The sequence below is a fragment of the Vibrio sp. TRT 1302 genome, from assembly GCF_050113875.1.
GTDB lineage: Bacteria > Pseudomonadota > Gammaproteobacteria > Enterobacterales > Vibrionaceae > Vibrio.
This window is the reverse complement of the sequence record NZ_JBNJOF010000002.1, coordinates 394,105-412,149: the sequence shown is the minus strand read 5'-3', so window position 1 is coordinate 412,149 and position 18,045 is coordinate 394,105. Positions and strand designations below refer to the sequence as shown.

General features: G+C 45.7%; 15 protein-coding genes. 6 read left to right on the top strand and 9 right to left on the bottom strand.

From position 1 onward, the window contains the following. The first annotated feature begins 37 nt into the window (after positions 1–37). Together ACQEXP_RS04660 and ACQEXP_RS04655 are read left to right on the top strand one after the other, a co-directional pair. Complete coding sequence (locus tag ACQEXP_RS04660; RefSeq protein ID WP_426968468.1) at positions 38–805, top strand: peptidoglycan binding protein CsiV; 768 nt, start codon at positions 38–40, stop codon at positions 803–805. A gap of 36 nt (positions 806–841) precedes the next feature. After that, positions 842–1,378 carry a GNAT family N-acetyltransferase gene (locus ACQEXP_RS04655; RefSeq protein ID WP_269375963.1) on the top strand — a complete coding sequence of 179 codons (537 nt, stop codon included), beginning with the start codon at positions 842–844 and terminating at the stop codon, positions 1,376–1,378. Positions 1,379–1,436: 58 nt separating this feature from the next. Here ACQEXP_RS04655 and ACQEXP_RS04650 read toward each other — a convergent pair whose 3' ends face one another. The 7 genes from ACQEXP_RS04650 to hinT form a co-directional block, all read right to left on the bottom strand. Further along, positions 1,437–2,726 (bottom strand): NAD(P)/FAD-dependent oxidoreductase, encoded by a 1,290-nt coding sequence (locus tag ACQEXP_RS04650; RefSeq protein WP_269375964.1) that lies wholly within the window; start codon positions 2,724–2,726, stop codon positions 1,437–1,439. Between the two features lie 389 nt (positions 2,727–3,115). Beyond that, positions 3,116–3,655 carry an alpha/beta hydrolase YcfP gene (ycfP, locus tag ACQEXP_RS04645; RefSeq protein ID WP_138973328.1) on the bottom strand — a complete coding sequence of 180 codons (540 nt, stop codon included), beginning with the start codon at positions 3,653–3,655 and terminating at the stop codon, positions 3,116–3,118. Positions 3,656–3,755: 100 nt separating this feature from the next. Then, a complete protein-coding gene (locus ACQEXP_RS04640) occupies positions 3,756–4,610 on the bottom strand; it encodes a phosphotransferase (protein ID WP_426968465.1) in 855 nt (284 codons plus the stop codon). 27 nt (positions 4,611–4,637) lie between these two features. After that, positions 4,638–5,228: a penicillin-binding protein activator LpoB gene (gene lpoB / locus ACQEXP_RS04635; RefSeq protein WP_138973330.1), complete on the bottom strand. Its 591-nt coding sequence runs from the start codon at positions 5,226–5,228 to the stop codon at positions 4,638–4,640. A 37-nt stretch (positions 5,229–5,265) separates the two neighbouring features. Continuing rightward, a complete protein-coding gene (locus ACQEXP_RS04630) occupies positions 5,266–5,655 on the bottom strand; it encodes a YcfL family protein (protein WP_269375966.1) in 390 nt (129 codons plus the stop codon). Beyond that, complete coding sequence (locus tag ACQEXP_RS04625) at positions 5,652–7,046, bottom strand: COG3014 family protein (protein ID WP_269375967.1); 1,395 nt, start codon at positions 7,044–7,046, stop codon at positions 5,652–5,654. The genes ACQEXP_RS04630 and ACQEXP_RS04625 overlap by 4 nt, the downstream gene beginning before the upstream one ends. Positions 7,047–7,156: 110 nt before the next feature. Continuing rightward, positions 7,157–7,507: a purine nucleoside phosphoramidase gene (gene hinT, locus ACQEXP_RS04620; protein ID WP_138973333.1), complete on the bottom strand. Its 351-nt coding sequence runs from the start codon at positions 7,505–7,507 to the stop codon at positions 7,157–7,159. A 223-nt stretch (positions 7,508–7,730) separates the two neighbouring features. Between hinT and ACQEXP_RS04615 the strand changes: the two genes are divergently transcribed. Continuing rightward, a complete protein-coding gene (locus ACQEXP_RS04615) occupies positions 7,731–9,722 on the top strand; it encodes a methyl-accepting chemotaxis protein (protein WP_426968462.1) in 1,992 nt (663 codons plus the stop codon). 144 nt (positions 9,723–9,866) lie between these two features. Next, positions 9,867–11,039 (top strand): DUF1887 family protein, encoded by a 1,173-nt coding sequence (locus ACQEXP_RS04610; RefSeq protein ID WP_269375969.1) that lies wholly within the window; start codon positions 9,867–9,869, stop codon positions 11,037–11,039. A 62-nt stretch (positions 11,040–11,101) separates the two neighbouring features. Here ACQEXP_RS04610 and fadR read toward each other — a convergent pair whose 3' ends face one another. Further along, positions 11,102–11,941: a fatty acid metabolism transcriptional regulator FadR gene (gene fadR, locus ACQEXP_RS04605; RefSeq protein WP_138973336.1), complete on the bottom strand. Its 840-nt coding sequence runs from the start codon at positions 11,939–11,941 to the stop codon at positions 11,102–11,104. Between the two features lie 683 nt (positions 11,942–12,624). Here fadR and nhaB point away from each other — a divergent pair. Both nhaB and dsbB read left to right on the top strand, forming a co-directional pair. Continuing rightward, on the top strand, positions 12,625–14,214 hold the full coding sequence (gene nhaB, locus ACQEXP_RS04600) for a Na(+)/H(+) antiporter NhaB (RefSeq protein WP_269375970.1): 1,590 nt from the start codon (positions 12,625–12,627) through the stop codon (positions 14,212–14,214). A 96-nt stretch (positions 14,215–14,310) separates the two neighbouring features. Continuing rightward, the gene (dsbB, locus tag ACQEXP_RS04595) at positions 14,311–14,829 is read left to right on the top strand and encodes a disulfide bond formation protein DsbB (protein WP_426968460.1); all 519 of its coding nucleotides are present in this window, start codon (positions 14,311–14,313) and stop codon (positions 14,827–14,829) included. Between the two features lie 188 nt (positions 14,830–15,017). Here dsbB and ACQEXP_RS04590 read toward each other — a convergent pair whose 3' ends face one another. Continuing rightward, positions 15,018–17,915 carry a DNA translocase FtsK 4TM domain-containing protein gene (locus ACQEXP_RS04590; protein WP_426968458.1) on the bottom strand — a complete coding sequence of 966 codons (2,898 nt, stop codon included), beginning with the start codon at positions 17,913–17,915 and terminating at the stop codon, positions 15,018–15,020. Positions 17,916–18,045: the final 130 nt, after the last annotated feature.

Here is an 18,045-nt window from a genome sequence, read left to right as displayed (position 1 = left end):
TAAATTAAGGTGCCATGCACCTTTTCATGGAGTTGCAATGAAGAAACTGATCCCGCTGTTGCTAATGCTTGTAGCAATGCCGTCAATGGCGCAGCGTCAATTCGATATCGAAGTGATCATTTTTAAACGTGCCGTTGATGCGGAGCAGACCGCTGAATCTTGGCCGGCTAACCTGCCAAAAATCGATTTAGAACGAGCTGGTACATTTGCGGATGCGAGCTATCGTGCAAAAAAAGGGGTGCAAATGCTCCCTTATTCAGAGTATGCGCTAACCGATGAAGTGCAAAAGCTTAAGCAGCATGCTGGTTTTGAAGTGCTGATGCACAAAGCATGGCGTCAAGGTGATCAGGGGAGACTGTCTGCCCCGACCTTCCACATTCAAGCTGGCTATGACTTTTCAGGAAAGTTTAATACTGACGGCTCAATGATCGGCACGACTGGCCAACAGGTGTTAGAGGGCGTCACAGAGCAATCTATTCCTAAAGCCATCTATCAACTAGACGGGAAACTACAGATTTACGTAGAACATTATCTGTATGCTGACGTTGAACTCGACCTTAAAGCGCCAAGCGTACGTGAAGTCACGTTAGAAGAGCATCAACCAGAATCATTGAGTGATCAGAGCACCGACGAAAATCAGGTTGTTCAGATCGGACTGATGGAAGATGTCACTCCCATCGTTCACAAAGAAGAGTTTCTCAAGAGCTACCGACTCGATCAGAAGCGTCGCATGCGCAGCAGTGAAACGCACTTCCTCGATCACCCACTTATGGGCATGATCATTCAGGTTCGCCGTGTTAACTAATCTTGCTTTTAGCCCTCGACCGAGGGCTATTCTTTTATGAGCCCAGATTACCAAATCATTACACCCAGACTCATCTTGCGCCTTATCGAAAGTTCAGACAGCGATAAGTTGCAATCTTGTATCGTGCGTTCCCCCACCCTTCATCGATGGATTGATTGGTGCCACGAAGATTTCACCCAAGATGATGCCGAGCGTTTTATCCTCGCAACCAGACTGAATTGGGTAAAGTCCGAAGCCTATGGGTTTGGTGTTTTCTGCCGCAAAAGCGATGCACTCATTGGAATGGTGGCGATCAACGAACTCTATCACACCTTTAACATGGCGAGCATTGGCTACTGGATTGCTGACGATTATCAAGGTCAAGGGCTCGGTACTGCCGCAGTCAACGCCCTCATTGAGTTTTGCTTTTCACAGCTAAAAGTCACGCGTATAGAAGTGGTTTGTGCCCCTGATAACCTAGCCAGTCAAAAGCTGATCGAGAAATGTGGTGGGCTATTTGAGACGCGTGCGAGAAATCGGTTTATATTTGATGGCCTTGCTCAAGATGGCTTGGTTTACTCCATCATTCCGTAACCAATTCCATCACATAAAAAAAGAGCGCTAAGCGCTCTTTTTTTACACATGAAGCTTATTAGTGAAGCTTTAGATTTGGTCGTAGAACTCGGTTGATACGACCCATCAGGATGATCAGTGCCGTCTTAAATAGACCGTGCAACGCCATCTGGTGGAGTCGATATAGTGAAATGTAAACCACACGAGCAATGCGACCTTCAACCATCATTGAGCCTTTGGTCAAGTTCCCCATCAAACTACCTACCGTAGAGAAGCGGCTTAGTGACACCAATGAACCTTTGTCTTTGTAGACATACGGTTTTAGCTCACGACCGTTTAGCTTCGCGACGATATTGTAGAAAGCTCGGGTTGCCATCTGGTGCGCAGCCTGAGCACGTGGTGGCACAAATGAACCATCGGCTTGCGTGCACTGAGCCAAATCACCAATAACGAAAATGTCATCATCACGAGTGGTTTGTAGCGTATTTTTTACCACCATCTGGTTGATTCGGTTGGTCTCTAGCCCTGCGATATCCTTGATAAAGTCAGGCGCTTTGATGCCCGCTGCCCACACCATGATCTGAGCTGGGATCTTATCGCCATCTTTTGTCGTAAGACCATCTTCATCAGCTTGAGTTACCATAGTCGCGGTGCGAACATTCACACCTAACTTAGTCAGCTCTTGATGTGCTGCTGAAGAGATACGTGGAGGCAAAGCAGGAAGAATACGTTCGCCCGCTTCGACAAGATTGACATTCAGCTTGCTTGAATCTAAATCGCCAAAACCATACGTTCTTAGCTCTTTGACAGCATTGTGTAATTCAGCAGAAAGCTCTACACCCGTTGCACCCGCACCGACGATGGCAATATCAACCGTACCGTTACCGTTCTTAGCATGCAGTTTAAGGAACTCATTGTTCATTTCCGTACGGAAACGATGAGCCTGTTCAGGGCTATCAAGGAAGATACAGTGTTCACGCACACCAGGAGTGTTAAAGTCATTTGAAGTGGAGCCAATCGCCATCACTAGAATGTCATATTCTAGCTCGCGGCTCGGGATCAAAAGTTCACCGTGCTCGTCTTTCAGTTCGCAAAGCTTGATCACTTTACGCTCACGGTCGATATCTTGCAGACCGCCCATTTGAAAGTCAAAGTGGTGGTTTTTTGCGTGTGCGCGATAGCTTAACGCGTCAACGCCTTCATCCAATGAACCTGTAGCAACTTCATGCAAAAGTGGTTTCCATAAATGGCTTGCCTTGCGGTCAACCAAGGTGACTTTTGCTCGTCCTTTGCGGCCTAATGTGTGACCAAGTTTAGTCACAAGCTCAAGACCACCTGCACCGCCGCCTACTACGATAATTCGTGTCACAGCTTATCTCCTCAAAATTATAATAAAACTTAATCGAGTCGGTATTCCGCCTCGATGGAATTCTGTATTTTTGGGACACCTAGGGCTTTAACCCGTCAGAGGTTCCGATCTAGAGGGGCATAGAATGTGACATGCTAATGGATAAAGAGTCATTAGACTCCGAGCCGATTGCTAAAACAACCGCTCGTTGATGGGCAGATTTTCCATCCGCTCTCAATTTTTTTTGATATTTATCAAAAAATTTGTAATTAGCTCATTATATCTAGCTAAATAGGACACGCAACCAAAGATTGCACTTATCTCAGCGATATTTATATTCTCAGCATAGATTTAGAACAAAAAAAAGCGGCACTAGTGATTTCATGCCGCTTTAAACAAAATAGTGGTGATTAACTCTTTTTGAATGCCTCTATCGTTTTGAGGTGCTGAGAGATTTTCTTAAACTTATGAGACTGCGTTTCATCCCAGATGATGTCGTAGTAATCCTCTAACTCAGCGGCAGTTTTACGATTGTCGTGTACTTCATCCTCTTTAGATAAAATCACTAGGCAGCGACCTTTGTTCTTGGTTCTGAACTCAGAAACGCACTTAGTGGCAATATCTTCGTACTCTTCAGGACGGTCAATTCGCCCCTGCATGGTTAGCTCAGGATGTAGATTCGGATTAAACATGACTTGCTTAATACCACACAAGAAGCCAATTCGTTCTGACCAGTAAGCACCCAGACCCACACCACATATCACTGGCTGAGTATCACCTGCTTGCTCGATAACTTTGTGGACTTCTTTGAGTAAGTGCTGCATATCGTGCTTTGGATGGAGTGTACTGTAGTTGATAAAACGCACGTCATCGTCGATAAACTGCAGTTGCAGTACTTTTTCGTGGTTGCCTGGGCTGGTCGAATCAAAACCATGTAAATAAATAATCATTGTATATCCCCCGATCCTTGTGGTTTAAATCTACCACGAAAACTAAGGTTTAAAAGTCGTCATGATGAGATTCGCTGACCGAATACACTAAACAGTGATCTTAGCAACAAAACGTCTCTTTCAGTGCACGCGCTTGGGTTAAATATTGTTCATCGCCCCATAGCTGGTATGCCAGTAAATACCATAGCATCGCCATCATGGTTGCTCTCGGTTTCCAAGCCATAACACCTTCAACCCAGTCATCGACACCTTCAACTCCACGTAACTGACAGTAACGATACACAGCTTCAAGTGGCTTCTCTTCCATGACGTCAATGCTCAAAGTCAGATCAAGACGCGGATCGGCAATTGCCGCATACTCCCAGTCGATAACTTTATTACCCTGCTCTGTCTTGACCATGTTGTAGCCAGCTAAATCAAAATGACACAAGGTATGCCCTACATCGGCAAGACTCGGTGCCGAACGCCACTGAGTATAGATAGAAAGATAAGGGTCCACTTTGTATTCGTCATTAAGCAACATCCAATAGTGATCGACTCGCGCCGTATAATTAAAAGGAGCTACGGGAATGCGCTTAATATCGACTTCATGAACTTTCACCATTGTCTTTAACAACGAGTCAAACGTGAGATCATTGGTCAAGGGTTGTCCCTCAATCCAATCAACCAGTAATCCTTGATCGTTGATATGAATGGCTTTCGGAGCCAAGTGGCTGGATTCAATAGCGGAGAGGATTTGATACTCTTGAAAACGAGATATCGAAAAGGCTTGGGTAATATGGGTGGTGGGTCGCCATACATAGGCTTGACCGTCGGTGGTCACAACCTTCCAACAGCGGTTTGTCAGCCCCCCGGTTAGCGTTTGGGCATAATCAGGGGGCATAGCGAAGAAGTGATCTAACGACGACAATGAACGGTCCAGAGAACATGCTTCATTCCAAGACATACGCGCCATAGTTCACTCCTTACGCTTAGAGAGTCATTACAGACCTAAAAAGCTTTTCGATTCTTGTTTACGGATTTCTGTTTCGTCCGCCCACTCAATCAAGCCAGTTTCAAGATCCATCAGACGCATTGTCATCTTGTAGTATACGTCTTTGTCGCTACCTGCATTTTTCGCGATGCTAGATAGGTTTCCGTAAAGCATGTACTGAGCGCCAACCATTTTACCAAACTGAATAGCGGTACTTTGATTCACGAGTTCATCGTTATTCTGGAAGTTCAATTGTTCACGAACAGATTCCACTCGATCCATATCGACGAAACGGAATTTACCAGAATTCAACATCTTAGTACTGATGGTATCGGTGATGGATTCAGTATCAATATGCTCACTGGTTTTGTTTTTGATACGCTCGACAAAGACGATCGGACGCGAATCTCGTGTAATAGCGGAAACAGAACCAGACATCATCATGCTGTCGACCATTTCACCAGCGATTTTCTGTAGGTCAGTTGAACCAAAGTCAATCGTCGTTGTTTCAACGGCTTGAGCGTCTCCGTAGCTTACTTGGTTTGAACAACCACCCAAAACGACAGCTAAACCAAGTAATGCAATAACACTTTTCTTCATTGTTGGTTCCTTAAATATCTAAAGTTTAGTTATATTGTTAATTATTAAGTTGACGAATCTGTACTCGGAACTGGGTTCCGTTTGGATTGACAGATACCTCAGAAATTGAAATCTCTTCAGTACCGCGAATCACTGCCTGACGCCATGGTCCTTGCTTGTTGTTAACTTCTAGACCTTGATCGTCATACCAGTAAAAACGATATTGGACATACTGGTCACCACTGTACTGGCTGATTAATCGCACTACGCCTCGCGCTCTACCATCCACCTGAGTGGTCGATATATCGTCTATGGTTAAGCGACCGGCAAGTACATTGTCACCAAATAAAACGGTTTGCGACGCTCCATCAATACGAAGCCCAGCGGTATTCTCTGCACAACCTAGCAGAGTTAATGCCATCACTGCTGAAATAAGCCATTTTTTCATCGTATGTTCCCTAACTGTTTATGCCAGATGGTTGAACTCTCACCTTGACGAGACAGCCAAACTAACGCGGTTCGACCGGCTTCGACATTAAAGGTGTAGTCCTGACCATTAATCTTCATTTTTTGCTCACCCGGTTCAACGACTGCGCTAGCGCTGTATATCTCTCCAGGCAGAGTAAGCCAACTACGGGTGTCGGGTTGTTCTGTTAACGTGTTCCAAACATTGAACAGCAGATTGCCGACATCATCACCTTTAGCCGCTTCTTTCCTCAGTTGATCCTTAGCCCAAACTCGCAACGCCTGCCGAATCACGATCGACGGCATACGTTCTGACAAGTCGCGTTGTGCCATCAAGTTAACATCCGTCAACAGGCTTCCACTGAGATGGTCATTGTTCAAGGTTATTGGTGAGAAAGACTCACTCTGCACCTGAGGATAATATGGCAAGGCTATAGAATACCACGCGCCATCTCCGCGACTGTCATATAACGGCAAAGCTTGTTTCCAGCCCTGCAATGCCTCAACAACACCACGTTCATCAATGACGATGACCCTTCCCTTGCCGCTCTCTAAGTAACTGGCCTTGCCGTAGCGTTGTTCGAGTTTTACCAAGTCTTCTCTCATGCCGAGACGCTTTGCCACGCGTTTCGTGCCATCTATGACTTGCTGATTGTCCGGCATCACGGCCAACGCTCGGCGGTAATCAACATAAGCACTGTTCAAATCATTGTCAGCTTCATACAGTAAAGCTGATAAATAGAGTAAATAACCGCTTTGTACCGCCTGAAGGGTTTTGCCTGCGTCTGGGTAGTTCGACAATACAGAGCCTAAGTTTGGCGTTAAACCCTGTTGCTCCATCTGATTCTGGGCTGACTCAAGATCTTTCTCTCGGTCCTTACGCGCTTGCTCCTGAACTTGGTTGGCTCGTCTCATCTCAATCAAAGCCCCCTCCAAGTCATTCTGCTTCAGGTAGTTCAATCCTAGATAGAGATGGAGAAAGCCAAGTTCGTAGTCAGCAGGTTGGTAGGTGTTGAGATTATCATTGACCGCCAACGCACTCAGGCTCATCGCGCTTTGAGTGACTGACACCGTCGCTTGATCTTGCTGCACTCGAACAGCTCTATCACTTAGCCCAAGCGCTTCCTTACTCTCAGGATATTGCTGGTTAAGGAAGTAGACTCGACCACTTTCAAAATTATCCAGAATATCGCCTGCGACGTAGTCAGGCAGAGCCGCCTCCGCTTGTTGGTAATCACCGCTTTTTACTAACTGATGTAACTCGCCATTTTGTGCACTGTAATGACTAAAGAGATTACCTGCAGATAAGTTTGCGCAAGCAGAGAGAGCTAATGAGCACCCCAAAATGAACGCGAGTCGAATGTGGTTATGCACTTCGTACCCCAAAGTTATGCTAAAAGCATGGTTACACCGACCATGCTTTAATTTGATGTAGTTCTAGGACAACAACAGTCCGTTTTGGTTCTGGATCGTCAATGACGGTATTAGCTCATCAGCATTGGGCCTAGCGGGCGACCGCCAACTAGATGCATGTGGATATGATAAACTTCCTGACCACCGTGTGCGTTACAGTTTACGATGAGACGATAACCGTTCTCGGCGATACCTTCTTCTTTTGCAAGCTTACGCGCGACCGTAAACATGCGCCCCATTACCAATTCATCTTCATCTGCAACGTCATTCACTGTCGCAATAAGCTTGTTTGGAATGATAAGGATATGACTTGGCGCACGTGGGTTAATATCACGAAACGCAGTGACTAAATCATCTTGATAAACGACGTCTGCTGGAATTTCCTTGCGGATGATTTTACTGAAAATGGTTTCTTCAGCCATGAAGCACTCCATCTTTATGGTGTTATTAAACGAATGCTTTCGAGTATGCGTCAAGCTTCGCAAGATCACAATAAAAAACAGTGTTCACTTCTCTTAAACGGCGTACGGATAAACTGCCGTATCTAATTTTGTATTGTGCGTCATAAAATGCGCGTCTCGTAATCAATACAATGACCTCCTTTTTGTTACTTTTTTAAGACTTTATTAATTTAGGGAGAGGTCTATGAAAGGCTCAGTAATTAGGCGTATGTACGCGGGCTTTGCATTGATCATTGTTTTGTTCATCATTACCACGTTAATGATGATGCGGGGAATGCAGCAAATTCATAAAAATTTCGAAGAGGTTTCCAACACTTCTTTACCCTTGGTCTCACAAGCCAACAATACTAGCGTCGCTCTGTTGTCTGCTGACAAACTTTTCAAAGACTTTTTGACGACTCAAAGCTTCGAACGTATGGATCAGTTGGCTGAACAATTTGTCGTGACCAAACAGGCCTACAGCGAACAACTCGACGCGTTACAAAAAGTCAGTAGCGGTCAGACTGAATTGGAGCAATCGCTCGTTCAGTTGAGAGAGATGGAACAGGGTTACTTCGCCGAAGCCGAACAAGCAATGGCTAACTACCGCGCGATGTTTGAAGCGCAAGCCCAAGTTCAGAAGTCCACTCGCCAATTCCAACGCTTACATTCGGAATTAACTCTTGGCATGAAGGAGTACGTTGATGACCAAAGTAGTATCTCCGTAAAAGTCATGGCTAAGAGCTACTTCATCAAACTCAAGGATGCCGAGCTCACGACATCAGACGCGTTAGCCAGCAGTGATACCGAGTTGGTTAACCAAGCCGTGGCAAAAAACAAGAAAGCCGTCACTCACCTCAATTATGCATATCGAGGCCTGACTGCTCAGATGCCTGAGATTAAAAATGCCTTCGACGAGTCTGTACAGCAATTTACTCGCGACGTCGGTCAAAAAGGCGGGGTACTCGATCAACACAGTACCTACCTAATAGCCAAAGATGCACTTTATGCCAACATTACCAACCTGACAGAACAAGTCGACGCTACCATGGCATTACTGACCTCTTTCGCCGAAATTGCTCAACAAGGTTTAACCGCCTCACTTGAGGAAGCGGGTCAAGTCTATGAACAAGGCGTATTACGTTCAATTTCGATTGGCGCCGTGGTTATTGTAATGGCAATTGGTATTGGTTATCACATCGCCCAAAGTGTTCGTCAGCCTCTCACGCGAATTCTTGGCACACTTGAGTCATTGACCCAAGGCGATATGACGCAGCGAATCGACATCCGCTACAATAATGAGTTCAGCAAGGTGAGTAGCCATATCAATTCACTGGCTGAGAACCTTCATGGAATCCTCGTTCGACTCAACGATGCCTCTAATGATCTGACCCAGACCGCAGAGACAAACCAAACCACTTCGACACAAGCACAGAATCAACTCAGCCAACAGCGTGAGCAAACAGCCAATGTTGCGACAGCGATGACTGAAATGGCGCATTCTGTCCAAGAAGTCGCTCAAAGCGCGCAGAACTCACAACAAATGGTCGAGAAAGTCGAGATTTCCGCAGAATCTGGGCGCCAAATCATGGGCAGCAATATCACCACGATTAATCAGCTTGAAACCAGATTGAACCAGTCAGTGGATGCGGTGAAAGACCTACAAACCATGAGCGGTAAAATTGGTAGCATCCTTGATGTTATTCGCAACATTGCCGAACAAACCAACTTATTGGCGCTCAATGCTGCGATTGAAGCAGCGCGTGCTGGTGAGCAAGGACGTGGCTTTGCCGTGGTAGCGGATGAAGTACGTGTGTTGGCTCAACGAACAACAGAGTCGACCTCTGAAATTGAAAACATGATCAGCAACCTTCAAGGTAGTTCAAGCTCGGCGAACAAGGTTATTCAAAGCTGTATGGATGATATGGTGTTGTCAGTTGAACAAGCATCCAGCGCCAATAGCGCAATGGAAGAGATTCAAGGCTTAATCATGGAAATCAGTCAGATGAGTGGTCACATTGCTCAAGCCGCCAACGAACAAAGCGAAACCACCCATGATATTGCTCGAAACATCGAAGAGATAAACGCTATCGCAGATTCTAGCTACCAAGCAATGGCCGAGATAGCCGCGACCAGTCAAAATCTCTCCACTCTGGCTAACCAGCAAGGCGAACTGGTGCACCGATTTAAGCTCTAGTAAGTCAGCTCAGTGTAATTTATTGAGTTTGGGCGACTATTTTCCGTAGTCGCCCTTGTTTTTTATACCCCATGTCATTATATGGTTAGTAAGGCTTGTCCACTTTTCATTTACCTTTTCGCAAGCCTAACATGAGGAATATATATGGCAGTTCATGTTGGCATCATAGACCAAGATCCTATCCGTCTGGTGACCCCACTTCTAGACCATCGCACCATCAGTGACCATATCGTTTTTATTGGCGTCAAAGCCCAACAAGATATGTATCACCGCCTTCATAGCGTGCTGGGAAAACGTAACATTACCTCTGAGTTTTTTGAAATTCCAAATGTTGCAAACACCTCCAAGATAAAACAGTCCATCACTCAATTAGCCGAAAACCTCAAAGCTCGTGGTGAGCAGGTTAAGCTCAATGCCAGTTGTGGATTACGTCACCGCCTACTCTCTGTCTACGAAATTTTCCGTACTTATCACTGGCCAATTTTTGTTGTAGAACCTAACAGCGATCGCTTGTGCTGGCTATATCCTGACGGGCTGGACGACAACCAAGTTCAAGATCGAATTACCATTGATGATTACCTCACTGTCTTTGGCGCTCGTGGAGAATTCAATGACCACCATCTGCCGGAACAGCTTGACCAAAAGCTTTATCAGCTTGGTGAGAAATGGGCTAGCAACGCGTTAGAACTTGGCCCTGGTCTCGCGACGCTTAACTATCTCGCGACGACTTGTCGTAAAGAGCAACGTTTGGATGTGGAGCTATCGGAAAAACAGCAAGGTTATCGTGAGCTCAATATGCTTCTTTCTGATCTTGTTGAAGCAGAAATTGCCACTTATGACAATGGCGTCTTAACTTTTGCCAATGAGGATGCCCGTCGTTTCTCTAATGGTGAATGGCTAGAAACCCTAGTACACAGTACCGTTCGTCAGATTCAGCAAGATATGCCCACTATCCAAGACCATTCACTGAACGTACAGGTTTATCGTCAGCTCGGCGATAGAGAAGTACGTAACGAGCTCGATGTCGCGTCGGTAGTGAACAACAAGCTACACATCATCGAATGTAAGACGAAGGGAATGCGTGACGATGGTGATGACACTCTTTACAAACTTGAATCATTGCGTGATTTATTGGGCGGGTTACAAGCTCGCGCCATGCTGGTTAGCTTCCGTCCACTAAGACATAACGACATTACTCGCGCTGAGGATCTTGGTTTAGCTCTGATTGGTCCAGACGAGCTTAAAGATCTAAAACGTCACCTGACTGAGTGGTTTACCGAAGCAGGTGGTAGCGACGATCAATGCTCTGACTGCTAAAGACACAAAAACAAAAAACCGCCTTTTAGGCGGTTTTTTCAATTTTGTCGAAAACAACTGAATTAGCAATCATCTTCTGTGAAGTTCGTTGGTAAGGTGGTCTTCATCTGATTCCAGATTTGCGCACTTTCAATACCATAGTGACGAACAACAACTAAAATCTGCTCGCGATTGCCTGTTTCACAGACTTCGAGCAAATCACGGTAGAATTGAAGTGCAAGTTCACGTGCTTCTGGATTTGAGAAGTAGTAGCTGCCCACTCGGTCATACAGTTTTTTCAAGCCATTGAAAATCAAACCATAAATCTGGTTACCTGAATGGAACGCCAAGCGTTGGAACAACATGTAATCATAGAAGTTGAACGTTTTAGCAATTAAAGTTGCCTGACGTTTCGCTTCATCCTTTTCACCATCGTCTTTTACATGTTGACGGATCTTATCTGCGTATGGAGATGATTCCATAAACACATCCCAAGATTCCGCGGCAACGAGTGCTTCACATGAATTGATTACGTTGGAGATGGTTTTTTCCGCGCTCTCTTTATTCGCTTTGAATGCATAGCGCATAAAGATTGGACTGATATTTGTCCGTGCTGCAAGCAAGTCTTCAACAATGGAGGTCGCATTATCTGCATCCAACGTCATTAACGTATCGAGGATGTGCAAGCCTGACGTTTCCATGAATTGATTTACACGTGTCGGTTTACCGTGTTGAATGGTTAACCAGCCATCACGTGCGAGGCGTTGCAGTACTTCACGTAAAGTAGTGCGTGTAACACCAATCAATTCAGAGAGCTCACGTTCGGCTGGTAGAATAGAACCTGGAGGGAAACGCCCTTTCCAAATACTCTCAATAATGTATTTTTCTGCGAATCCTGCTGGGCTCTTTGCCTTAATGACCATTTATAACTTATCCAATCTTGTATTTTTATGGGTCTAATGAAACTCATCATACCACTAGTTCTAACATATCGGAAACCATCACTCTGTAAACACTCAGTAAACGTGCGTTAAAACCACAATAGAGTTATAGCTCTAAATATATGCAGAATTTATTGACAGCAGTTGGTCAATGAAATGGCGGAGTTTTCAATTTTAACATACTATAAACATTGATTAACCCTTATATATCCAGCTCCATCCGCAAAATTTAAGATTTAATAATTGCAATCTTTACAGGTAATTTTCATTCATTATTATTACATATTCTTTCTTATTCTAAGCTTTCAAACGTCAGCTCTCATTAAACCTTGTTTTTCACAACTCTCATCCTGTGTTTACGCCACTTTGATCGCGTTTTTAAACAAAAGTTTGTTGATAAAAACGCTAGCGTTATTTTTCCCATTGACTAAATTTCTTCGAAGAGTACAGTGGCGACCAAAGTAAAGGAGTGCTTGTTTTTCTCAGGGAGTGACTTGGCAAGACCACATGAACGTGATCTCGATGTTGTTTTTCTAAGTCACTGTTGAATCAGGTTGGTTTCTATTTAGGGGTTTTTCCCTCTAGACAGAAGAAGTAGCCTGCTGGTTAATAGATACAAGCACGTGCAGTGTCTATTCATAACAACATATAAGAGTATTTGAATCATGCCGATGTCACTCGGAAATGCATTTATTAAGAACTTTCTTGGTAAAGCCCCAGATTGGTATAAAATTGCCATCATTTCATTCTTAATCATTAACCCTCTCGTTTTCTTCTTCGTCGACCCATTTGTCGCTGGTTGGTTACTCGTCGCTGAGTTTATCTTCACGCTTGCCATGGCATTAAAGTGTTACCCACTTCAGCCTGGCGGCTTATTGGCAATTGAGGCGATTGCTATCGGTATGACGAGCGCAGAGCAGGTTAAGCACGAACTTGTCGCCAACATCGAAGTACTGTTACTGCTAGTCTTCATGGTTGCAGGTATCTATTTCATGAAGCAGCTACTGCTGTTCATTTTTACTAAGATACTGCTTGGTATTCGCTCTAAGAGCATGCTATCGCTTGCCTTCTGTTTCGCAGCGGCTTTCCTATCGGCTTTCCTTGATGCTTTGACTGTTATCGCTGTTGTTATCAGCGTCGCAGTGGGTTTCTACGCTATCTACCACAAAGTCGCATCAGGCCAAGGCCCGCATGCATCACACGACCATACTCAAGATGATCACCTATCAGAGCTAACTCGTGATGACTTAGAAAACTACCGCGCTTTCCTACGCTCACTTCTTATGCACGCAGGTGTTGGTACGGCACTTGGTGGCGTAATGACCATGGTTGGCGAACCGCAAAACCTAATCATTGCCGACCAAGCAGGCTGGCAATTTGGTGAGTTCATCATTCGCATGCTGCCAGTTACGGCTCCGGTTTTCATCTGCGGTATGTTAACTTGTGTCTTAGTCGAGAAGCTCAAAGTTTTCGGCTACGGCGCACGCTTACCTGAAAACGTACGTCAGATCCTAGTCGACTTCGACAACGAAGAGCGTAAAACACGTACAAACCAAGATGTTGCCAAACTATGGATCCAAGGCATCATCGCTGTCTGGTTGATTGTAGGTCTAGCGCTTCACTTAGCGGCAGTAGGTTTGATCGGTCTTTCGGTGATTATCCTCGCAACTGCGTTTACGGGCGTAATTGAAGAACACTCTATGGGTAAAGCGTTCGAAGAGGCTCTGCCATTCACAGCACTACTCGCGGTATTCTTCGCTGTCGTTGCGGTAATCATTGACCAGCAACTATTCAAGCCAGTGATTGACGCGGTACTTCACGTCGAAGATAAAGGCGCTCAGTTGGCTCTGTTCTACGTGGCGAACGGTTTGCTCTCGATGGTATCGGACAACGTATTCGTTGGTACGGTATACATCAACGAAGTTAAGACGGCTCTTATCGAAGGTGTTATTACTCGCGAGCAGTTTGATTTACTCGCGGTAGCAATCAACACAGGTACGAACTTACCATCTGTTGCTACCCCTAACGGTCAGGCAGCATTCCTGTTCTTGCTGACGTCTGCATTAGCTCCTCTAATCCGCCTTTCATATGGCCGCATGGTGCTGATGGCACTGCCTTATACCCTAGTGCTGGCTTTAGTTGGTTTAGCAGGTATTGTGTTCTTGGTAGAACCAATGACAGCTTGGTTCTACGACGCTGGTTGGATTATGCCTCACGTGGGTGATATCGCTCCGGCAGTATCTTCTGGACACTAATCACTAAATAGTAAAAGTTTTTGTTGATAGAGAAACTTTTCCGCGATAAAAAGCTCTGATAACTCAGAGCTTTTTTTATTACTACAGGATATCTGTGTGAACATTCTTTCTAGTATCAAAACATTTTCACAAAGACGACTGTCTTGGTTGTTGCTGTTACTCTTCGTTGTTTTCTTTGAAGCATGCGCCCTCTTCTTTCAACATGTCATGATGCTATCGCCATGTGTCATGTGTATCTATGAGCGAGTTGCAATGCTCGGCATTGGTGGAGCAGCATTAGTTGGTTTAATTGCCCCAAACAACCCTGTTATTCGTTGGCTAGGCCTTGCAGCATGGGGCGCAAGTGCTTATAAGGGATTAGCTCTATCTCTGCAGCACGTTGACTACCAATTTAATCCATCACCATTCGCTACCTGTGACCTATTTGTTACTTTCCCTGACTGGGCGCCATTAAATCAGTGGGTACCGTGGATGTTTGAAGCCTATGGTGACTGCAGCAAGGTGGTGTGGCAATTCCTGACTCTATCAATGCCACAGTGGCTTGTTGTGATTTTTGCCGCTAACTTAGCCGCGCTAGCAGTCATTGTTGTAGTGCAGTTCGCTAAGAGCAAATAGCGAGAAGCGAGAAGCGAGAAGCGAGAAGCGAGAAGCGAGAAGCGAGAAAACATTAAGGGTTGACACAATGTGTCAACCCTTTTCTTTTTCGTTCAGATAATTAGAAGCAACCACTCGCGATAGCCTGAAACTTTCGCCCCACTCTCCACTGGGTCTAGAAGAGCGAAGTCAGGTCTTATCGCGCAGCCCTAGTTCATCTCCCTACCAGGAGCAGGTGCCAAAACTTCACGGTTGCCGTTGTGGCCCGGTGCACTGACGATACCTTGTGCCTCAAGCTGTTCGACAATTCGAGCCGCTCGGTTGTAGCCAATCTTAAAGCGACGCTGGACCCCTGAAACTGAACCACGACGTGACTGAACCACGTGTTCGACGACTTGGTCAAACAATGGGTCCATCTCTTCGTCATCTTCCAGTTTTTCACCCGGCAACAGCGCGTCAGGCCCTTGATCGCCATTAGTGATTTCTTCAATGTAGTTCGGTTTACCGCGCGCTTTCCAGTTGTTCACTACCGCATGAACATCATCATCCGAGGCAAATGCACCGTGAACACGTACAGTGTGACTAGAACCCGGAGGCAAGTAGAGCATATCACCCATGCCAAGTAGCGACTCTGCTCCACCCTGATCAAGGATGGTACGAGAGTCCGTCTTAGTCGAAACGGTGAACGCCACACGTGTTGGTATGTTCGCCTTAATTAAGCCGGTGATAACGTCAACGGAAGGACGCTGTGTCGCCAGAATCAAGTGAATACCGGCTGCACGGGCTTTCTGAGCAAGTCGAGCAATCAGTTCTTCAACCTTCTTGCCGACTACCATCATAAGATCAGCAAATTCATCAACGACAACAACAATATATGGCAGCTTTTCTAATAGCGGAGCATGTTCATCCATACTGTCACCCGGCTGCCAAAGCGGATCGTGAATTGGATGACCCGCTTCTGCTGCCATTTTTAGCTTATCGTTGAAGCCTTTGATGTTACGTACCCCGAGGACTGACATCAGCTTATAACGTCGCTCCATCTCACCCACACACCAGCGGAGTGCGTTGGATGCGTCTTTCATGTCGGTGACCACTTCTGAAAGGAGGTGCGGGATCCCTTCATACACGGATAATTCCAGCATTTTAGGGTCAATCATAATAAAGCGAACCTCTTCAGGTGTGGCTTTATATAACATGCTGAGAATCATGACGTTGACACCCACTGACTTACCGGAGCCTGTGGTACCCGCCACCAGAACGTGTGGCATTTTAGAGAGATCGGCAACCACGGCCTCTCCGGCAATGTCCTGACCAAGTACAACCGTCGTTGGAGACTTGGCTTCAATAAACTGCTGGCTGCCAACCACATCCGAGAAGAAAACGGTTTGTCTACTCATGTTTGGTAGCTCTAAGCCAACATAAGGCTTGCCTGGAATCACTTCGACAACACGAACCGCCATCGCAGATAGCGAACGAGCTAAGTCCATCGACAAACTAGAGATTCGGCTTACTTTCACACCTGGTGCGAGATCGAGTTCAAATCTAGTAATGACAGGGCCTGGGAAGATATCAACAACGGTTGCCTGAATCTTGTAGTCTGCAAGTTTGGCTTCTACCAAACGAGCAATGTTTTCCAGCGCTTCACGATCAATAAAGTTTTCTCGTTTTTCTGGATGATACAACAGCTCAAGAGTTGGCATCGGCTCAAGAGGTTTCGGCAGATTTGGCTCGTGCTGAACCAAAAATGGATTCTGCTGTGCAACCACTTTTGCTTTCGCTTGTTCAACTAGATTGTGCAGAGCCGCCGCGTCTTTATCAGCAATTTCTTCTGGCTCTACTGAATGAACCATTTCAGCCGCAGAATCTTCAACGACATCAAAGGATGAAATAACAGGTTCCTGATACTCTTCGTCAGGGGTAATTTCAGATGAGATTTGTGCTAAATCAGAATCGCTAATTGAAGGCTGAATAATTTCCTCTTCAACCAAGTCAGTATGCCAAGGCAGATCAACCAGATCTTCATTCGATGATTCTGACTTCAGTGGCGCTGACTCTTCACTAAGTTGTTCTTCCACACTCGGGGGAACTTCTGGGCTTGGCGCAAGATCGTCAACGCTACGAGCCGCATTTTCTAACTCTTCAATCGTAGCGCCAAGTTGCTTGGTTCTTTCAAACGTTGGTGCTGGGTCGATCGGTTCTGCCTCCACATGATTTGTCATTGCAGAGAATTCCATCGATGGTTCAACCGCCGTTTGCCACTCAGGTTCTGCTGTCTCACGGACCTGAGGTTGAGGCGCTGGTTCTGCGGCTTTTGCCGTTGCCATCTCTGGCATATGGATATTAAAGCGTCTTTCGCTTTGCGTTACTGGCTGGGCTTGTGGTTGGGCTTCTTCAGGATCAATGGATAGAGAATCAGCACTTTGGTAATGATTGAGTTCCGCTTCGAGAACTTCATCCTGACGGCCTCTCATCTTGTTAACCAACAGCGTAATGAGTTGGATAGTTTTCTCTCCGAGCCAATCAACTATCGACAACCATGAAATACCCGTGAGTAAGGTAAAACCTGCTCCCCACAGGAAAAGGAACACCAAAGTGGTACCTAATACATTAAGTGTCGGAAGGGCAAGGCTGGTCAAGACATCACCGATCACCCCGCCAGAGGAGAAATACCAGATATCATCGAAGTTAATATCCGCTAAACCACAGCTGGTCAAAATGATGACCGTGAGGCCTAACAATCGAGCCCCCCAAAGCATAAGGTCGAGCGTTTCACCTTCTTCACGTTTGCGTAACATGACCCAGGCCGTTGCCGTCGCCACAAATGGAATCACATAAGCTAAAGAACCAAAAACAAAAAACAGCGTATCCGCCAACCAAGCTCCCACGAGCCCACCAGCGTTATCTATCTCTCCCCCCCATGCGGTTTGTGACCACGACGGATCGGCGGCACTAAAGGTCGTCAGTGCCACTGATAGGAATATCGAAATTAAAACAATCACGATCAAGCTGCATTCCTGAAGGCGTTGAGGACCGCTGAGGCGGGACGTCGGTGATTCCTCACCCGTCTTAATGATCGTATGTACTTTATTTTTGGTTTCTTTAAACATAACCAACTTTATCTATGTGAAACACCAATGAGCAAAGAGGCTCTGATTGGTAAGAAAAAAATAGTCCGAGCAGCAAAGCTACTCGGACTATCGATTTAACCATATCAGGCGCAAAAACCCAATTGCTTAA